Here is a 17,326-nt window from a genome sequence, read left to right on the forward strand (position 1 = left end):
TGGATAACTTCGCCCGCCCCGATATTGTCAGGACGGGCGTGGATGCGTCAACATCTAGTGGTTTTGAGGCGTTTTCACGCCTCAAATATGCTCGGAATTCCGCCGAAAATCTCAGGAGCCCTTTCGGGCTTCCTGCCATGCGCGTGGGTCCTTCAAGAAGGTCTCCACTTCGTTCAGCGTCTCTTCGGAGAAGACACCTTGCGCTTTGGCTTCTGCCAGCACGTCCCACCAGGTACAGAGATAGTGCAGCGCCACGCCGTGATCGCCCAATGTCTTCTCGGTTTCCGGGAAGATGTCATAGTAAAAAATCACTGCCGTGTTGCCACAGGTTGCGCCGGTCTCACGGATCGCATCGACAAAGGACAGTTTGGAGCCGCCATCGGTCGTCAGATCTTCCACCAATAGCACGCGCTCGCCTTCGCTCATCGCGCCTTCGATACGCGCGTTTTTGCCGTAACCCTTTGGTTTTTTGCGCACATACGTCATCGGCAGCGCCATGCGCTCTGCTACCAATGCGGCAAACGGAATGCCTGCGGTTTCACCGCCAGCGATGTTGTCAAACGCCTCAAAACCGGCCTCCCGCATCACGGTGACGGTCATGAAATCCATCAAGGTCGCACGGATGCGCGGGAAGGAGATCAGTTTGCGGCAGTCAATGTAGCTTGGGCTCGGGAGCCCAGAGGCCAGCGTATAGGGCTCATCGGTGTTGAAGTTCACCGCACCAATTTCCAGCAGCATGCGGGCTGTTAGGCGGGCGATTTCTTCTTTTGGCGGAAAGGCAGTTGGGATCATTTGGGCATCCTTTGGCAGCGGGATTTCTTAGTCAGCAACGGTCCAGAACACGTCATAGCCCGGATCAAACACGGTGACCGGCCCATTGGCGCTCTCGATTTTGTCAGGGAAGACAGTTGCTTGGTCATTCTTCACAAGCGTGATGGTCTCTTGGTTCACCGGTAGGCCATAGAAGTTTGGACCGTTGCGGCACGCAAAGCCTTCCAGCTTGTCGAGCGCACCATCTTCTTCAAACACATGCGCCAAAAGCGCCATGGTGTTGGTGGCGGTGAAACACCCGGCACAGCCGCAAGCACTTTCTTTGTCACCATCCAGGTGCGGCGCGCTGTCGGTTCCGAGGAAGAACCGCGCATCACCGGAAGTTGCTGCCGCGCGCAGTGCCAAACGGTGCTCTTCGCGCTTGGCCACAGGCAGGCAGTAGTAGTGCGGTTTGATCCCGCCCACGAGGATGTGGTTGCGGTTGATGATTAGGTGGTGCGTGGTGATTGTTGCGCCCAGATCGGTCGCATGGTCCTGCACATACGCAACACCGTCTTTGGTTGTGATATGCTCCATAATCACGCGCAGACCCGGAGCCGCCTTGCGGATTGGATCGAGCACCTTGTCGATGAACACCGCCTCGCGGTCAAAAATATCGACGTCATGATGGGTGACTTCCCCATGCACACAGAGCGGCAGGCCAATCTCGGACATTTTTTCCAGCGAGGCGCGCACGTTTTTGAAATCTGACACGCCGCTGGCGGAGTTGGTGGTCGCGCCGGCAGGGTAGAGTTTGACCGCTTTGATCAGACCGGTTGCATGTGCTGCCGCAATATCTTCTGGGTCGCTGTCCTCGGTCAGGTACAGCGTCATCAGCGGCTCAAAGCTCATGCCATCTGGCAGAGCATCCATAATGCGGTCTTTGTAGGCTGCGGCCTGCGCACCGGTCACAACCGGCGGTACCAGATTGGGCATAATGATCGCACGGGCAAAGTGGCGTGCGGTTTCTGGCAGAACAGCTTGCAGCATAGCGCCATCGCGCAGATGCAGATGCCAGTCATCGGGGCGGGCAATTGTCAGATTTTGGGTCATAGGCGCGGCTTACACAAAGCCGCGTCCAGTGGCTAGTCTTTGTGCGCAAAACTTAGTAGTTTTGCGCCGGTTTTAGCTCGCCAACCTGCCTTGATCGGCATCCTGTACCAACGCGTTCAAGTGGCGCAGGTATCGCGGCTCTTTCAAGCGCCGCGCGACGTTTGCGCAGAGCAAGGCGGTGACAAACGGACGTTTCTTTTGTGACACCTTTCGCAATAGGCGGTTCAGATACGGCACATGGGCTCGCCGCGCTCGGTAAAGTTTGTAAAAGGCTGCCCGGCTCAAGGTTCCAGCCCCCGCTTTCACCAACACCCGGTACAAAATTTGCATCTCCAACAGGTCTTCCTCTGGAACGGCGCCCAAATGTGGCGTTGGTAGCAACACCGTATTTTCACGTGCAAAAAGAGCGGCATGAACGGCGTCCATGGCTTGGGTGGGGTCGTAAATCACAAAACAGCGGTCCGACGCGGCTGCCATATCAGGTGCGAAGCCATACTGCCCGTCAAAAGCAATCTTGCGTGCGCGTGGAAAGCGTTTGTCCCATCCTGCAAGCCGGGGTGACAGCGTGGCTTGCGGGCGGACAGCAACCACTTGCGCATCCGACGCGACAATCGAAAATGCCGCCGCCGCATAGCCACAAGACCCTGCGCCGTAAAACACCACTTCGTCAAACTCATCAAAGAAGCCGTCATCTGACAGGCGATCAAAATAGGCAATCACCTCCGGATCGCGGAACCATGTGTCGCCGTCACTCAGGATGCATAGATGAGACCAGCCCAACTCGCGCACCAATTCCCACCCCAATGGATGGCCTGTGTCGTCGCGTTTCTGAATGCTATCAATGGTTTCAAAGGTGACCAGCAGCACGGGTTTGTCTTCCACCAGGGTCGCCCAGTGGCGTTTTCCAAGGGGCAGAAAATGCCCGTTGGCGTCTGCAACTTGCTCCAATTGCGTCAGCCATTGATCCCGTGACAATCCAAGCATCGGCGTATCAAAGCCGTTTGCGGTGTCCTGCATATCGATGTTTTTCCTTACGCCCCTGGCCGTTTTGGCCTGATGAGTAGGCCTTGTTTTGCGGCCTTTGGAGACACCCTATAGCCCATTTGCGGCGAAAATTGGGAGCGCATTGCGATTTTCTACAACTTTTGTCGTGGGGGGCGGTGCTTGACGCGGCTGGGTCCGCGATGCAGCGTGAGCGAAGCAGATTCAGCCAAAGGCCCCCCATGCAGGACATTCAAAGCATCGACCACATCCAAAGACTTTTGGCTGCAGAAGGCTATGTGTGTGGTCGGCCTCTGGCGACCGTTGTTTTTCTGGCGCTGCGGCTTGGGCGTCCGATCTTTCTGGAAGGGGAGGCCGGGGTCGGCAAAACCGAGATTGCAAAAGCGCTTTCGGCGGCTTTACGGCGCAGCCTGATCCGTTTGCAATGTTACGAAGGTCTGGATGCTTCCAGCGCGGTCTATGAATGGAATTTTGCCGCCCAAATGGTGGCCATCCGCACGGCTGAGGCCAGTGGTGGCGCAGATCGGGGTGCACTTCAGGAAGAACTCTTTGGGCCGGACTACCTTGTTGAGCGCCCCCTATTGAAAGCCATGCGTCCTGATCCCGCAGGAGCTCCGGTGCTTTTGATTGACGAATTAGACCGTACAGATGAGCCTTTTGAAGCTTTCTTGCTTGAGGCACTTAGCGATTTTCAGGTGACCATCCCGGAAATCGGGACCATCAAAGCGCCTCATCCGCCGATCGTGATTGTGACGTCTAACCGGACCCGTGAAGTGCACGATGCGCTCAAGCGCAGGTGCCTCTATCATTGGGTCGATTACCCGGATTTTGATCGCGAAATGGCTATCCTGCAGGCGCGTGCACCGGAAGCCGCTGAAAGTTTGAGCCGCGAAGTGGTGGCGTTCGTGCAACGATTGCGTACCGAAGATCTCTTCAAAAAACCCGGCGTGGCGGAAACAATTGATTGGGCCAAGTGTCTGTTGGCCTTGGATGTTTTGACGCTCAGCCCGGAGGTGATCGCCGACACGCTGGGGGCGGTGCTCAAGTATCAAGACGACATTGCAAAGCTGCAAGGCTCAGAAGTCAAACGCCTGCTGGACGAGGCCCGCGCCTCTTTGGAACCTGTCTGATGCTTCATTTGTCCTCAAATATCCAGGGGGGTATGGGGGGCTGCCCCCCCGTTTTGGTCGATGGCTGAGTACCTGCCGCTTGAAATCCCGGACGACCCAAAACTGACGCAAAACATCACTTGGTTTGCCCGGGCTTTGCGCAAGGCCGGTTTGCCAATCGGTCCAGGACGAGTGATCGACGCCATCCGGGCGGTTGAGGCGTCCGGGTTCACCAGCAAGCAGGACTTCTATTGGGCCTTACACGCTTGTTTTGTCTCACGACCTGAGCATCGCACTGTTTTTTCACAAGTTTTCCGGCTCTATTGGCGCGATCCACGGTATCTGGAACACATGATGTCGATGATGCTGCCTGCCGTGCGAGGTGTGCAGGAAGAGCGCGCGGGGCAAGCAGGAGAGAAACGTGCTGCAGAAGCCTTGCTCGATGGGGCAAACCAAGACCTTCCTGAGGGTGTGGATCAGGAAAAGGCAGGCACTGAAATTGAGATAGATGCGTCTTTGACCATGTCGGCTGAGGAGAAACTGCGCACCTTGGACTTTGAGCAAATGAGCACGGAGGAAATTGCGCAAGCCAAACGAATGCTGTCCCGTCTGACTTTGCCGGTAAAACCGATTGCCTCCCGGCGCACGAAGTCTGATCCCCGAGGGGCCAAAATTGATTGGCGGAACACCATGCGGCAATACATGCGCCAAGGTGGGGATCTGTCTGGGTTGGCCTGCAAAAGCCAGCGCATCCGGTGGCCAAATCTGGTGGTGATTTGCGACATTTCCGGCTCCATGAGCCAATACAGCCGCATGGTACTGCATTTTCTGCATGCGGTTGCCAACCAAAAAGGCGCGGGCTGGGCACGTGTGTATGGCTTCACGTTTGGTACGCGGCTCACCAACATCACCCGCCACTTGGCCACCCGTGATGTGGATGCGGCTTTGGCCTCTGCCGGCGCGGAAGCGCAAGATTGGGAGGGCGGCACGCGGATTGGTGAATGCTTGCACGCGTTTAATCGGGACTGGTCGCGTCGGGTGATGGGGCAGGGGGCGGTTGTGTTGTTGATCACCGACGGTCTGGACCGAGGGGCGCCTGAAGAGTTGACCAAAGAAATGCAACGTCTGCACTTATCCGCGCGTCGGTTGATCTGGTTGAACCCGCTTCTCCGCTGGGAGGGGTTCGCTGCCAAGGCACAAGGTATTCGCGCGATGCTGCCGCATGTCGACAGTTTTCGTGCGGGGCATTCCATTGCCTCGATTGAGGCGCTGGCGGAAGCGCTCTCTCGCCCCGACGACATCGGCGAGAAGGCGAGACTTTTGCAGGGACTTCAATAAGATGCGGCGGGCGGAAATGGTGTTTGTCGAACAGTCTCTCTTGCTGTTTGACCTGTCCACGCCCATGTTTTGCGCTGAGGGAGGATAACATGAGCCAGATTCTAAAAGGCGCGCCGGAATTGGCGTTGGAGTGGCATCGCGCTGGGCGCGGAGCTGCGCTGGCAACGGTTGTGCAAACCTGGGGATCCGCGCCGCGCCGTGTTGGGTCGCAAATGGTGGTTTCAGGTGATGGACAGATTGAAGGCTCGGTTTCGGGCGGCTGCGTCGAAGGGGCGGTCATGGTGGAAGCCATGGACGCGATCGACAGCGGCAAAGGCACTTTGCTTGAATTTGGCGTAAGCGACGGCGACGCTTTTGCCGTGGGTTTGGCCTGCGGTGGCACGATCAAGGTCCTGCTTGAACCTGTCGGATCGGTAATCTCAGAAGAGGTGCTTTCTGGATTGGTCGCCGCAAGGGCAGACCGAAAGGCAGTGGCCTATGTAGCGAATGCCGAAAAAGGGGGCGGTATCCTGATCCGGGAAGGGTTCGAAGGCCGCTTCCGTATGGACCAATCCGGCGTAGAAGAAGACGGTCGATTTGTGGCTATTCACAATCCGCCGCTGCGCTTGGTTGTTGTTGGGGCCGTTCACATCGCGCAGGCTTTGGTCCCGATGGCGCGGATTGCGGGATTTGATCCCATTATTGTCGATCCCAGATCGGCCTTCGGCTCAGAAGCGCGTTTTCCGGGGGAAACCATTTTGGATGAATGGCCGGACGAAGCGATTCAGAAAATTGGTCTGGATGCACGAACAGCATTGGTTTTGTTGACACATGACCCCAAACTCGACGATCCCGCGCTACACATCGCATTGAAATCAGACGCGTTTTATGTCGGAGCGCTGGGCAGCACACGCACGCATGCCAAACGGGTGGAGCGTTTGACGGAGGCTGGCTTTTCCAAAGAAGTCATTGCGCGCGTACACGGCCCAATTGGTCTGGATATCGGGGCGGCGAGCCCGTCGGAAATTGGCGTTTCCATTCTCAGCGAGATCCTATCACTGTTGAGGAAGGGCGCATGAAGTTTGGTGCGGTTCCTGTTGCGGATGCGCTGGGCGCTGTCTTGGCGCACTCTCTGGTGGCTGAGAAACGTATCCCCAAAGGCACCGTCCTTGGGCAAGATCACTTGGCCGCTCTCAAGGATGCAGGGTTTCAAGAAGTAACGGTTGCCCGTCTAGAAGACGCAGACGTCGATGAAGACAACGCGGCCTCAAAACTGGCGCAGGCGATTCTAGCTGGCATCGAAGGAATTCGCGCCACTGGCGCCGGGGCCGGGCGGGTGAATCTCTACGCTGAGCATTGCGGGGTGATGCGGATCAATTCCGCGATTGTGCACAAGATCAATGCGATTGATCCAATGATCACGGTTGCCACGGTGCCGGATTTTCATCGTGTCGACGCAGATGGCATGATTGCGACCATCAAAATCATTTCATATGCCGTGCCGGCCGCTGCGCTTGGAGCGGCAACGTCTGTTGCGAAAGGCGCCGTCTCGTTGTTGCGGCCAGCTTTTTCATCGGCGACGTTGATTGAGACGACTATAGGAGACATCCCTTCCGACAAAGGCCGTCGCGCCATGGCAGGCCGTGTGGATCGCATGGGGATGCACCTAAGTGAGCGGGTTCTGGTCCCACACCAGGAAGTCCCTCTTGCGCAGGCAATTGCGGCAGCACCCGGAGATGTTATTTTTGTGCTGACGGCCTCGGCAACATCGGATGTGATGGATGTGGCTCCAGAGGCACTGCGGAGTTCTGGCGGGACAGTGGAGCGCTTTGGTATGCCGGTAGATCCGGGTAACCTGCTGTTCCTAGGGAGGTTTGGCGAGAAGCCGGTGATCGGATTGCCAGGTTGCGCACGCTCGCCTGCATTAAATGGCGCAGATTGGGTTCTGGAGCGCGTGATCTGCGGGTTGGATGTGTCCCACGATGACATCGCCGCCATGGGCGTTGGTGGTTTACTGAAAGAAATCCCGATCCGCCCGATGCCCCGTGAGAAGGGCATCTAGGAAGGCTGAGGTTTTGTGCTGCATGTGCAGCTACGACCAATGTCTACGCCCCCTCTAGGAATTGTCACAAAAACCGTCTTCTCAAGTTGCGTGGCTGCTGCTTTACTCTTGCCTAATGACAATAGCCAAATCGGGAGGAGCCAATGTCACAGGTCACCATGACCGTGAATGGCAAAGAAATGTCCGGAGACGCCGAAGGACGCACTTTGCTCAGTCAATTTCTTCGAGAAACCCTGGGATTAACTGGAACTCATGTCGGCTGCGACACAAGCCAATGCGGAGCCTGTGTGGTTCACGTAGACGGTGTTGCCGTGAAATCGTGCACGATGTTGGCAATGGAAGCTGAAGGTGCATCAGTTGACACAATTGAAGGCCAAGCGGCACAGGATGGAACTTTGAACGCGTTGCAACAGGCGTTTCAGGATCATCACGGTTTGCAATGCGGTTTCTGCACGCCTGGCATGATTATGTCTGCCGCGGATCTATTAAAAAGCAACCCAAATCCCACCGAAGCTGAAGTGCGCCATCATCTGGAAGGCAATATTTGCCGCTGCACAGGCTACCACAACATCGTCAAGGCGATCATGGCAGCTAGTGGTCAGGATGTGAGCAGCATCGCAGCCGAGTGAGTCGTTTTGACCGCGTTTGAGGAGGCGCGGGCATAACTGGTTTTGATTTCAAGCCGGTCGCGTGTGGCTTCAGCCCGCTCCGGTTTTAGGGAGGAAAGACATGCCTAAGGATAGTGGCATCGGCGCCAGCCCAAAGCGGCGTGAAGACGTTCGGTTTCTGAGCGGAACCGGCAATTACACTGACGACATTCAAGTTACTGGTCAGGCCTACGTGCATTTTCTGCGCTCTGACGTTGCCCATGCAAAAATCAATGGCCTAAACTTGGATGCGGCCTCGGCCATGCCGGGTGTCGTCAAGATTTTCACGGGCGCAGATTTCGAAGGCGTCGGCGGCATCCCGTGTGGTTGGCAAGTGACGGATCGTCATGGTGAGCCGATGCAGGAACCGGCGCACCCAGTTCTGGCGCAAGGCAAAGTGCGTTACGTCGGCGATCAGATTGCGGCCGTGGTTGCGGAAACTCTGGAGCAGGCCCGCGACGCAGCCGAGGCCATTGAGGTGGACCTTGAAGAACTGCCTGCTGTTGTGGATATGAAAGCAGCACTGGCCGAGGGCGCCACAAAGGTGCACGACGATCTGACCAGCAACCTCTGCTATGACTGGGGATTTGTTGAAGAAAACAAGCCAGCGGTTGATGCCGCGTTTGAAGCCGCAGCCCATGTCACTACGCTTGAGCTGCGTAACAACCGATTGGTCGCGAACCCAATGGAGCCTCGTGTGGCGATTGGCGACTTCAACCGTGCGACAGGTGAAAGTACGCTCTATACGACCAGCCAAAACCCACATGTGATCCGTCTTCTGATGGGCGCGTTTGTTCTCGGCATTCCAGAGCACAAACTCCGCGTTGTAGCACCGGATGTTGGTGGCGGTTTTGGTACCAAAATCTTCCACTACGCCGAAGAAGCCTTCTGCACCTTCGCGGCCAAAGCGCTGAACCGGCCGGTTAAGTGGACATCTACACGTTCGGAAGCTTTCATTTCTGATGCACATGGCCGTGATCATGTGACCAAAATTGAGTTGGCGCTGGACGCGGACAACAACTTCACCGCTTTGCGCACGGACACCTATGCGAATATGGGCGCCTATCTGTCGACCTTTGCACCTTCAGTTCCAACTTGGCTGCATGGCACGCTTATGGCGGGTAACTACAAGACGCCGCTGATTTATGTGAACGTGAAGGCGGTCTTTACCAACACTGTGCCGGTGGATGCGTACCGCGGCGCGGGACGCCCAGAAGCGACGTATCAGCTTGAACGCGTGATCGACAAAGCCGCGCGTGAGTTGGGTGTCGACCCAATTGCCCTGCGTCGCCAGAACTTCATCACGGAGTTTCCTTATGCCACGCCTGTGGCGGTTGAGTATGACACCGGTGACTATCACGGTACTATGGATGCGCTTGAAAAAATGGCGGATCTGTCCGGTTTTGAAGCACGCCGCAAGGAAAGCGAAGCGCGTGGTAAGCTGCGTGGCTTTGGTGTGAACTGCTACATCGAAGCTTGTGGCATCGCACCGTCCAACCTCGTGGGTCAACTTGGTGCGCGGGCCGGTCTCTATGAGAGCGCCACGGTGCGGGTTAACGCAACCGGTGGTATTGTGGTTATGACGGGCTCACACAGCCACGGTCAGGGCCATGAGACTTCCTTCCCACAAGTGATCGCGGAAATGATCGGCATCGATGAAAGCATGGTCGAAATCGAACATGGCGACACTGCGAATACGCCAATGGGCATGGGGACGTATGGCTCCCGCTCGATTGCCGTTGGTGGCTCAGCCATGGTGCGTGCAACAGAGAAAATCATCGCCAAGGCGAAGAAGATCGCAGCGCATTTGATGGAAGCTGCAGAGGCTGACATCGAACTCAAGGATGGTGCGTTCAGTGTAGCAGGGACCGACAAATCCGTGGCCTGGGGCGACGTGACCCTCGCTGCCTACGTTCCGCACAACTACCCTCTGGAAGACATCGAGCCTGGGCTGGAAGAAACCGCCTTCTATGATCCTGCGAACTTCACCTATCCTTCTGGCGCTTACGCCTGTGAGGTGGAGGTGGACCCTGACACCGGCAAGGTCACAATCGAGGCCTTTAATGCCGCAGATGATTTCGGAAACATCATCAACCCGATGATTGTAGACGGTCAGGTGCATGGCGGTATTGGTCAAGGCATTGGCCAAGCGTTGCTTGAAAACGCGGCTTATGACGAGAACGGCCAGTTGCTGAGCGCGTCCTACATGGACTACGCTATGCCACGCGCCAGCGATGTGCCTTTCTATGGCGTCGATCACTCGAGCCAAACACCCTGTACCCACAACCCGCTTGGGGTGAAGGGCTGCGGAGAAGCTGGCGCCATTGGGTCTCCACCTGCGGTCGTGAACGCGGTTGTTGACGCATTGCGCTCTGGCGGGCACGACATTCACCATATCGATATGCCAGTGTCGCCGTCGCGCGTCTGGCAGGCGATGAATGGATAACTGGAGGAAATAAAATGTATAATTTCGACTTCGAAAAACCCTCCACAATTGCGGATGCGGTGTCCGCGCTGGGCACAGAAGACGCTCAGGCGCTGGGTGGGGGGCAGACGTTGCTCCCGACAATGAAGCAGCGTTTGGCGAGTCCGTCCAAACTTGTGAGCCTAAAAGGCATTGCGGAGATGCAAGGCATCTGCACTGGCGATGATGGCGCATTGTGCATTGGCGGCGCCACAACGCATGCGGATGTCGCCGCTGGAGCAGGGGCCTACGCTGGGCTGGCTGGTCTTGCCGCGGGTATCGGTGACCCTGCAGTGCGTGCTCGCGGTACCATTGGCGGCTCCTTGGCCAACAATGATCCGGCGGCGTGCTATCCGGCAGGCGCTTTGGCCTCGGGAGCAACCATCGTCACCAATGCACGTGAGATTGCAGCGGACGACTACTTCCAAGGCATGTTCACAACGGCCCTGGATGAAGGCGAGATCATCACCGAAGTGCGCTTCCCTGTGCCAGAAGCATCTAATTATCAAAAGTTTGAGCAGCCTGCTTCACGCTTTGCGCTGGTTGGCGTGTTTGTCGCCAAATTCGCAGATGGTGTTCGGGTCGCGGTCACAGGTGCGTCTGAGGACGGCGTATTCCGCTGGTCGGAAGCCGAGGCGGCTTTGTCGGGTAACTTCTCGGCGGATGCGATTGTCGATATGGCACCAGGTGCGGATGGCATGATCTCCGATCTGCATGGCACTGCAGCCTATCGCGCACATCTGGTGGGTGTTCTGACGCGCCGAGCGGTGGCTGCGGCGCTAAGCCTTCCCACCTAAAAGAAAAAAGCCCCGGCTGTTTGGTCGGGGCTTTCGCGTTTTCAGCTGTGTGATCAGGAAGAAGGCAGATTATTCGGGTCAAAAGCACACCATTCGCCTGCTTTCTGAAGCGCAAGTGCAAAGCCTTCAGGTGAAAACCGCCCCAACAGCATTTCTTCGTTTTGAGCGCTCCGGTCCAACAGGATATCGACGGATTGTTTGGCGTTACTGACGCTGCTGATTAGGTCCGGTAGCATGCCCCCCGTCATATACATGCCATAGCCGCCGATATCGTCACCGGTGAACATTTCGTCGCCTAGCCAGCTCGTTTCCTCGTCAAAAGCAATCGCCGGGTAGTCTTCTTCTCCCCATGGTGCTCCGATTTCGCCAGGCCATGGAAGATAGTCGTAGCCAAAACTCGCGTTGTAGCCGTTTTGATAGAACGTCAACACCAGAGCACCAGAGGTGTGGCGTGCGGCGCGGGTGGAAAAGACGTGGCAGGCGTGGCCTACTTTGGCTGCGCCCCAATCGCCGCTTTCAAAAGTCGCGGCTTGTGCTGTGCCTGCAAGAGCCAGGCTTGCTGCAAAAATGGCAGGTGTGAGTTTCATGAAATGTCCTGTTTTGGTGAGGTTTAAAACGTTGTGCGCGACACAATTGGCGCGAGTTATGAAGAATTGGTTCACTTTTGAGGTGTGATTTCGCAAAAAGAAACCCCGCGCAAGGCGCGGGGTTTCTCACCAAATCGTCAGAATTTGAGATTACTTGGACAGCGGGCCGATCATCATGATCATTTGGCGACCTTCCATCTTCGGCATGTTTTCAACTTTGCCGATCTCTTTCACGTCTTCTGCGACGCGTTCCAGCAACTCGCGACCGAGGTTCTGGTGGGCCATTTCACGGCCCCGGAAACGCAGAGTGACTTTGACTTTGTCGCCGTTTTCGAGGAATTTGAAAACGTTGCGCATTTTCACGCCATAGTCATGGGTATCCGTGTTGGGACGGAACTTGACCTCTTTGACCTCGATGGTCTTCTGCTTTTTCCGGGCTTCGGATTCACGCTTCTGCTGTTCATATTTGAACTTACCGAAGTCCATGATCTTGCAAACCGGCGGGTTTGCGTTGGGAGAAATCTCCACGAGATCCAAACCAGCTTCGTCAGCCATGGCCATGGCTTTGGCCGGGTGCACGACACCGACGTTTTCGCCGTCTGCGCCAATCAAGCGGATTTCGGGCGCGCGGATGCGTCCGTTGACTCGAGGTCCAGTGTCACGCTGAGGCGGTGCGTTATGAGGTCTGCGGGCTATGGTTTTCTTCCTTCAATGGTGAATGCCTTTGGGCGCCTAATTTATTCGGCCTTTTCGGGCGATACAACCGCCGAATCCATGACGATGACGCAAATCCAGCGGGTTTCCCCCTTGAGAGAGGGCGTTGCGCGGCGGAAATTGAGGGAGCGAAGGGCCCGAACTGTTCGGGTGGGAGAGTTAGAGTTGGAGAATTCCATGAAGAATCTTATTTTTGTTGTGATTGCCGGGGCCGTTGCTGTGGTGGCTTATTTTGTTTTGGGGCAGGGCAAAGACGATTCCGTGACCGAGGCGCCTGTGGTTGAGACTTCACCGGCTGTTGAAGCGGTTGAAGAGGTGCAGCAGGCCGCGGAAGAGGCTGTTGACGAGGCCGCGGCTGGTGTGGCGGCGGCCACTGACGCGGCACAGGAGGCCGCAGATGAGGCGGTGCAGGCTGTGACCGAGCAGGTTGAAGCGGTGCAGGACGCAGCTGAGGAAGCGGCCGACGCTGCAGAGACAGCCGTAACAGAGGCGGTTGAAGGTGCCGCAGATGCGGCAGCTGACGCCACTGCGGCAGCTACTGACGCGGCGGAAGACGCTGCTGCAGCGGCAACAGACGTCGCCAGCGAAGCAACAGATGCAACAACTGAAGCGGTCTCAGAGGCTGCTGAATCTGCCACCGACGTCGCGGCCCAAGCTGGCGACGCGGCAGCGACCGGTGTTGCGGATCTGGCGAGCGTCTTTACGGCTGACGGCTTTGATATGGCCAAAGTTTCTGAGGTGATTGACGGCTCCTCTTTGGGAGCGCTGCAGAAAGCCTCTCTGAAAACGGCCATTGAGAGTGCAGTGAACAACCCGGAGATGCTGACGCAAGCGCTGGACACGGCAAAGCAGGCGCTTGGTTTGTAAAAACGGATTTAAAAACGAAAAACGCCCCGACCAATGTCGGGGCGTTTTTGTGTCCGATGGCAAAGCCCTTAGTCGAGGAAGGCCTTCTCAACCACGTATTGGGCTGGTTTGGAGTTGGCGCCTTCTTCGAGACCGGCCTCCTCCAGCATTTCCTTCAATTCCAGGTTGAACGCCAGGTTGCCACAGATCATGGCGCGGTCGCTTTCTGGGTTGAGCGGCTCAACATCCAGATCAGCATAGGCTTCACCAGACCGGATCAGATCGGTGATGCGTCCCATCTTGGCGCTCTCTTCACGGGTGGTGGTCGGGTAGTATTTGATCTTCTTCCAGAAGTCTTCGCCGATCACTTCATTGAGCAACTCGTCGTCCTTGAGGGCTTCAATCAGGTCCCGGCCATAGGTCAACTCACCCGCTTCGCGGCAGGTGTGCGTGATGATGACTTCGTCGTAATCCTGATAGGTTTGCGGCTCACGCAGCAGGGAGGCAAACGGGGCAAAGCCAGTGCCTGTGGCAAAGAACCAAATCCGTTTGCCGGGGATCAGGGCGTCATGCACCAGGGTGCCAACAGGCTTTGGACGCAGGATGACTTCATCACCTGGTTGGATGTGCTGCAACTTGGAGGTCAGCGGGCCGTCTTGCACCTTGATGGAATAGAACTCCATCTCTTCATCCCAGCTTGGCGAGGCAATGGAATAAGCGCGCAGGAGAGGCTTTTGTTTGCCTGTTTTGGGGTCCGGGCCGCCCATCAGTCCAATCATCACAAACTCACCAGAGCGGAACCGCAGGGAGGCGGGACGGGTGCATTTGAAGGAAAACAGACGGTCGGTGTAGTGCTTCACCTCGGTGACGGTTTGAGCGTCAGGCAGGGCGGGCACTTTCTGGGCGGTGGATTCGGTCACGGGTTTTTGCTCGGTCATATCAACTATTGGGCGGGACTGCCCGCTCCTCATGTAACATTTCTGGTGAGGTTTTGAAGGGATAGCAGCGATGCGGCTTTGACATAACGCAAGCTCGCATTGCTTTTTTGCGATGTGTTAGCCGCGCATGCGGGCTTGGTAGTTGTTGGCTTGCCAGTTGGCGCGGAATTGCCATTCGCCTTCTGGCTGGCGCTCGGCGAGATCGTCGGAGATCTCCACCTCGTCAAAGCCACAGCGGCGGGCCATGGCGTATTGGTCGGAAATCACGTGGCCTTTGGCGCGCAGGCGGCCTTTGTACCCTGCCAGGCGCAGTTGACGGGCAATGGTGAAACCACGGCCATCTGCAAAGCTGGGGAAATCCACACGGATCATCTCTGCGCCGGTGATTTGCTTGATCACGTCCGCTGGGTCCGCGCTTGACGGCACATCGAGCGCCGCCACGTCATTGGCCGCTTCGTCCAACGATACAAAGCCCAGCGTCCAGTCGTCAGAGCCAAAGCCAGTGTCTGTTACAATCACAGTCATATTTTTTCTCCTGTCCGCACCATTTTGCCGTCAACAAAATGGATGCCACATTCGTCTTTGTCCTGGCCGCGCCAGCGCCCGGAGCGCGGGTCTTCGCCTTCTGCTACTGGGGAGGTGCAGGGGGCGCAGCCAATTGAGGGGTAGCCTTGCGCGACCAACGGGTGGCGCGGCAGGCGGTTTTCTTCCATGTAGGCGCGCACGTCTTCCGGCGCCCAATGGGCCAATGGGTTGACCTTGATGCGGCCGGTAAAGTCCTCGACCTCAAAGAAATCCAAAGCGGCGCGGGTGCCGGATTGGAACCGCTTGCGGCCGGTGATCCAGCCGTCATAGCCGCGCAGCGCCTTTTGCAAGGGGCGCGTTTTGCGCAGGGAACAGCAGGCGTCAGTGTCAAACTGGTGCAAGGTGCCGTCCGGGTCTTCTGCCGCCAAGGTGGCGTCGCTGGCGCGGATGATCTGGATGTTGTCCAGATGCAGGCGTTCGGCCACTTCTTGTTGATACACAAGGGTTTCTGTGAACAGCATTTCCGTGTCGACAAAGATCACAGGAATGCTGCGGTCTACCACAGCGGCCATATGCAAGAGCACCACGGACTCCGCGCCAAAGGAAGAGACCAGAGCCAGTTTTCCGGCTTGGGGGTCCTTTAGAGCAGCCTCCATGACGGACGTTGCGGAGTGGTGGCGATAGCGCGCGTTGAGCACGTCCACCTTGGCTTGCAACGGGTCCTTCCGCTCTGACGCGGGCGAAATCGCCGACGTCAGAGGGGAGGTCAACGGGGTTATGCCATTATGCTGCATTGGCCTGTGTCTCTGGATAGAGGTGCGCCTTGAAGGGCGCGAGGCCAAGGCGGCGGTAGGCTTGCAGGAAGGTTTCTTCCGGACCTTCGCGCAGCTCCAGATAGCCTTTCACCAGGCGTTCGATGGCGGGCACAATCTCGTCATAGGCAAACCCCGGACCAGCGCGCTGACCAATTTCTGCGTCCCAGGTGGCGTCACCGCCAAGCGTGATCTGGTAGTTCTCCACGCCAGCGCGGTCGAGACCAAGGATACCGATGTGGCCCACGTGGTGGTGCCCGCACGCGTTGATGCAGCCTGAAATCTTGATCTGCAGGTGGCCGATGTCGTGTTCGAGTTTCAGCTCGTCAAAGCGGGTCGCGATCTGTTGCGCCACGGGAATGGAGCGGGCCGTCGCCAGGGCGCAGTAGTCCATGCCCGGGCAGGCGATGATGTCGCTCACGAGGCCGATGTTGGCGGTGTGCAGGTCTGCTTCGCGCAGCGCGGCATAGACCGCGGGCAAGTCAGATTTGTGCACATGTGGCAGGATCACGTTTTGCTCGTGGCTGATGCGCAGCTCGTCGTGGCCGTATTGGCGCGCGATCTCGGCCAATGCCCGCATCTGATCTGCGGTGGCGTCGCCTGGGGTTTCGCCATGCTTTTTGATCGAAACGGTAACAATTGCATACCCCGGCGCGCGGTGCGTTGTCAGATTGGTATCGACCCAGCTGCGAAACAGGGGATTGGCATCATACGCGCTGTCGAATTCGACGGTGGGTGCGTTGCGGAATGCTGGAGGTGCAAAGTGGGCTTTGATGTCCTCAAACAGGTCTTGATCGACGCCAGAGAAGGTTGGACGCACAGTTGCGTAGCGCTCTTCTACTTTTGCGCGGAACTCTTCCAGACCGGTTTCATGCACGGTGATCTTAATCCGCGCCTTGTACTTGTTGTCACGGCGGCCGATCTGGTTCCAGACCGAGACGGTGCTTTCGATGTAAGGCAGCAAGTCTTCGCGCGGCAGGAAGTCATTGAGAACCTTGCCGATCATAGGTGTCCGGCCCAGGCCGCCACCTACGATGATCTGGTATCCGATCTCACCTTTGCCGTTTTGCACGATGCGCACGGCAAGGTCATGGGCTTTCAGGACCGCTCGGTCTTGATCCCCTGCGCTCACCGCGATCTTGAACTTGCGGCCCATGAACTGGAATTCCGGGTGGTCAGTGGACCATTGGCGGATCAGTTCAGCCACGGGACGCGGATCTTCCAGCTCGTCCGCAGCGGCACCGGCGAAATGATCTGCGGTCACGTTGCGAATGGTGTTGCCGGAGGTCTGAATGGCGTGCATACCAACTTCGCCCAACGCGTCTAGCATATCCGGCACGTTGGTCAGTTTGGGCCAGTTGTACTGGATATTCTGGCGTGTGGTAAAATGGCCGTAGCCTTTGTCCCACTTCTCCGCCAGCAGCGCGAGCGTGTCCATTTGCGCGGAACTCAGCGTTCCGTATGGAATTGCCACGCGCAGCATGTAGGCGTGCAGTTGCAGGTACAGGCCGTTCATCAGGCGCAGTGGTTTGAACTCATCTTCGGTCAGATTGCCTGCAATGCGGCGTTCGACCTGTGCGCGGAACTGACGGTTGCGCTCTGCCAGGAAGGCTTTGTCAAAGTCGTTATAGTGATACATGGGT

At 57.2% G+C, this 17,326-nt stretch carries 17 protein-coding genes; 8 read left to right on the top strand and 9 right to left on the bottom strand.

Translation table 11 applies throughout. The annotated features are described in order from the left end of the window. Positions 1-111: 111 nt before the first annotated feature. The 3 genes from MK208_RS13785 to MK208_RS13795 form a co-directional block, all read right to left on the bottom strand. Positions 112-792 (bottom strand): orotate phosphoribosyltransferase, encoded by a 681-nt coding sequence (locus MK208_RS13785; protein ID WP_294117472.1) that lies wholly within the window; start codon positions 790-792, stop codon positions 112-114. A 27-nt stretch (positions 793-819) separates the two neighbouring features. After that, entirely contained in the window at positions 820-1,863 is a 1,044-nt protein-coding gene (gene pyrC, locus MK208_RS13790) for a dihydroorotase (RefSeq protein ID WP_294117474.1), read from the bottom strand. Between the two features lie 72 nt (positions 1,864-1,935). Next, on the bottom strand, positions 1,936-2,880 hold the full coding sequence (locus MK208_RS13795) for a phosphoadenosine phosphosulfate reductase (protein ID WP_294117476.1): 945 nt from the start codon (positions 2,878-2,880) through the stop codon (positions 1,936-1,938). Positions 2,881-3,086: 206 nt separating this feature from the next. Here MK208_RS13795 and MK208_RS13800 point away from each other — a divergent pair, with 206 nt between their 5' ends. From MK208_RS13800 to MK208_RS13830, 7 genes are all read left to right on the top strand, one after another. After that, entirely contained in the window at positions 3,087-3,995 is a 909-nt protein-coding gene (locus MK208_RS13800) for a MoxR family ATPase (protein WP_294117478.1), read from the top strand. Between the two features lie 60 nt (positions 3,996-4,055). Next, a complete protein-coding gene (locus MK208_RS13805) occupies positions 4,056-5,312 on the top strand; it encodes a VWA domain-containing protein (RefSeq protein ID WP_294117481.1) in 1,257 nt (418 codons plus the stop codon). An 89-nt stretch (positions 5,313-5,401) separates the two neighbouring features. After that, on the top strand, positions 5,402-6,370 hold the full coding sequence (locus MK208_RS13810; RefSeq protein WP_294117484.1) for an XdhC family protein: 969 nt from the start codon (positions 5,402-5,404) through the stop codon (positions 6,368-6,370). Next, on the top strand, positions 6,367-7,353 hold the full coding sequence (locus MK208_RS13815; protein ID WP_294117486.1) for a molybdopterin-binding protein: 987 nt from the start codon (positions 6,367-6,369) through the stop codon (positions 7,351-7,353). Before MK208_RS13810 ends, MK208_RS13815 begins: the two co-directional genes overlap by 4 nt. Positions 7,354-7,496: 143 nt before the next feature. After that, positions 7,497-7,982 (top strand): (2Fe-2S)-binding protein, encoded by a 486-nt coding sequence (locus MK208_RS13820; RefSeq protein WP_294117489.1) that lies wholly within the window; start codon positions 7,497-7,499, stop codon positions 7,980-7,982. A 100-nt stretch (positions 7,983-8,082) separates the two neighbouring features. Then, on the top strand, positions 8,083-10,446 hold the full coding sequence (locus MK208_RS13825) for a xanthine dehydrogenase family protein molybdopterin-binding subunit (RefSeq protein ID WP_294117491.1): 2,364 nt from the start codon (positions 8,083-8,085) through the stop codon (positions 10,444-10,446). Positions 10,447-10,460: 14 nt separating this feature from the next. Next, positions 10,461-11,261 carry a xanthine dehydrogenase family protein subunit M gene (locus MK208_RS13830; protein ID WP_294117493.1) on the top strand — a complete coding sequence of 267 codons (801 nt, stop codon included), beginning with the start codon at positions 10,461-10,463 and terminating at the stop codon, positions 11,259-11,261. A gap of 53 nt (positions 11,262-11,314) precedes the next feature. Here the strand turns inward: MK208_RS13830 and MK208_RS13835 are convergent, their stop codons facing one another. Together MK208_RS13835 and infC are read right to left on the bottom strand one after the other, a co-directional pair. Beyond that, positions 11,315-11,848 carry a hypothetical protein gene (locus MK208_RS13835; protein WP_294117495.1) on the bottom strand — a complete coding sequence of 178 codons (534 nt, stop codon included), beginning with the start codon at positions 11,846-11,848 and terminating at the stop codon, positions 11,315-11,317. A 150-nt stretch (positions 11,849-11,998) separates the two neighbouring features. Next, positions 11,999-12,544, bottom strand: coding sequence for a translation initiation factor IF-3 (gene infC, locus MK208_RS13840; RefSeq protein ID WP_366011073.1), 546 nt, complete (start codon positions 12,542-12,544; stop codon positions 11,999-12,001). A 195-nt stretch (positions 12,545-12,739) separates the two neighbouring features. On the opposite strand from infC, the gene MK208_RS13845 reads away from it, so the two are divergent. Beyond that, complete coding sequence (locus MK208_RS13845) at positions 12,740-13,429, top strand: hypothetical protein (protein WP_294117500.1); 690 nt, start codon at positions 12,740-12,742, stop codon at positions 13,427-13,429. Between the two features lie 68 nt (positions 13,430-13,497). Here the strand turns inward: MK208_RS13845 and MK208_RS13850 are convergent, their stop codons facing one another. The 4 genes from MK208_RS13850 to MK208_RS13865 all read right to left on the bottom strand — a co-directional run bounded on the left by MK208_RS13850 (position 13,498) and on the right by MK208_RS13865 (position 17,322). Beyond that, complete coding sequence (locus tag MK208_RS13850; RefSeq protein WP_294117502.1) at positions 13,498-14,346, bottom strand: ferredoxin--NADP reductase; 849 nt, start codon at positions 14,344-14,346, stop codon at positions 13,498-13,500. 117 nt (positions 14,347-14,463) lie between these two features. Continuing rightward, positions 14,464-14,871 carry a DUF934 domain-containing protein gene (locus tag MK208_RS13855; RefSeq protein ID WP_294117504.1) on the bottom strand — a complete coding sequence of 136 codons (408 nt, stop codon included), beginning with the start codon at positions 14,869-14,871 and terminating at the stop codon, positions 14,464-14,466. Further along, a complete protein-coding gene (locus tag MK208_RS13860; RefSeq protein ID WP_294117507.1) occupies positions 14,868-15,665 on the bottom strand; it encodes a phosphoadenylyl-sulfate reductase in 798 nt (265 codons plus the stop codon). The genes MK208_RS13855 and MK208_RS13860 overlap by 4 nt, the downstream gene beginning before the upstream one ends. Next, on the bottom strand, positions 15,655-17,322 hold the full coding sequence (locus tag MK208_RS13865) for a nitrite/sulfite reductase (protein ID WP_294117509.1): 1,668 nt from the start codon (positions 17,320-17,322) through the stop codon (positions 15,655-15,657). Before MK208_RS13865 ends, MK208_RS13860 begins: the two co-directional genes overlap by 11 nt. Between the last annotated feature and the right edge of the window lie 4 nt (positions 17,323-17,326).

The sequence above is a fragment of the Shimia sp. genome (genome assembly GCF_022448905.1).
Classification (GTDB): domain Bacteria; phylum Pseudomonadota; class Alphaproteobacteria; order Rhodobacterales; family Rhodobacteraceae; genus Shimia.

Coding starts and splice junctions, on each gene's coding strand:
- MK208_RS13785 (WP_294117472.1), bottom strand. CDS start 792: ATGATCCCAACTGCCTTTCCGCCAAAAGAAGAAATCGCCCGCCTAACA.
- pyrC (WP_294117474.1), bottom strand. CDS start 1,863: ATGACCCAAAATCTGACAATTGCCCGCCCCGATGACTGGCATCTGCAT.
- MK208_RS13795 (WP_294117476.1), bottom strand. CDS start 2,880: ATGCAGGACACCGCAAACGGCTTTGATACGCCGATGCTTGGATTGTCA.
- MK208_RS13800 (WP_294117478.1), top strand. CDS start 3,087: ATGCAGGACATTCAAAGCATCGACCACATCCAAAGACTTTTGGCTGCA.
- MK208_RS13805 (WP_294117481.1), top strand. CDS start 4,056: ATGGCTGAGTACCTGCCGCTTGAAATCCCGGACGACCCAAAACTGACG.
- MK208_RS13810 (WP_294117484.1), top strand. CDS start 5,402: ATGAGCCAGATTCTAAAAGGCGCGCCGGAATTGGCGTTGGAGTGGCAT.
- MK208_RS13815 (WP_294117486.1), top strand. CDS start 6,367: ATGAAGTTTGGTGCGGTTCCTGTTGCGGATGCGCTGGGCGCTGTCTTG.
- MK208_RS13820 (WP_294117489.1), top strand. CDS start 7,497: ATGTCACAGGTCACCATGACCGTGAATGGCAAAGAAATGTCCGGAGAC.
- MK208_RS13825 (WP_294117491.1), top strand. CDS start 8,083: ATGCCTAAGGATAGTGGCATCGGCGCCAGCCCAAAGCGGCGTGAAGAC.
- MK208_RS13830 (WP_294117493.1), top strand. CDS start 10,461: ATGTATAATTTCGACTTCGAAAAACCCTCCACAATTGCGGATGCGGTG.
- MK208_RS13835 (WP_294117495.1), bottom strand. CDS start 11,848: ATGAAACTCACACCTGCCATTTTTGCAGCAAGCCTGGCTCTTGCAGGC.
- MK208_RS13845 (WP_294117500.1), top strand. CDS start 12,740: ATGAAGAATCTTATTTTTGTTGTGATTGCCGGGGCCGTTGCTGTGGTG.
- MK208_RS13850 (WP_294117502.1), bottom strand. CDS start 14,346: ATGACCGAGCAAAAACCCGTGACCGAATCCACCGCCCAGAAAGTGCCC.
- MK208_RS13855 (WP_294117504.1), bottom strand. CDS start 14,871: ATGACTGTGATTGTAACAGACACTGGCTTTGGCTCTGACGACTGGACG.
- MK208_RS13860 (WP_294117507.1), bottom strand. CDS start 15,665: ATGCAGCATAATGGCATAACCCCGTTGACCTCCCCTCTGACGTCGGCG.
- MK208_RS13865 (WP_294117509.1), bottom strand. CDS start 17,322: ATGTATCACTATAACGACTTTGACAAAGCCTTCCTGGCAGAGCGCAAC.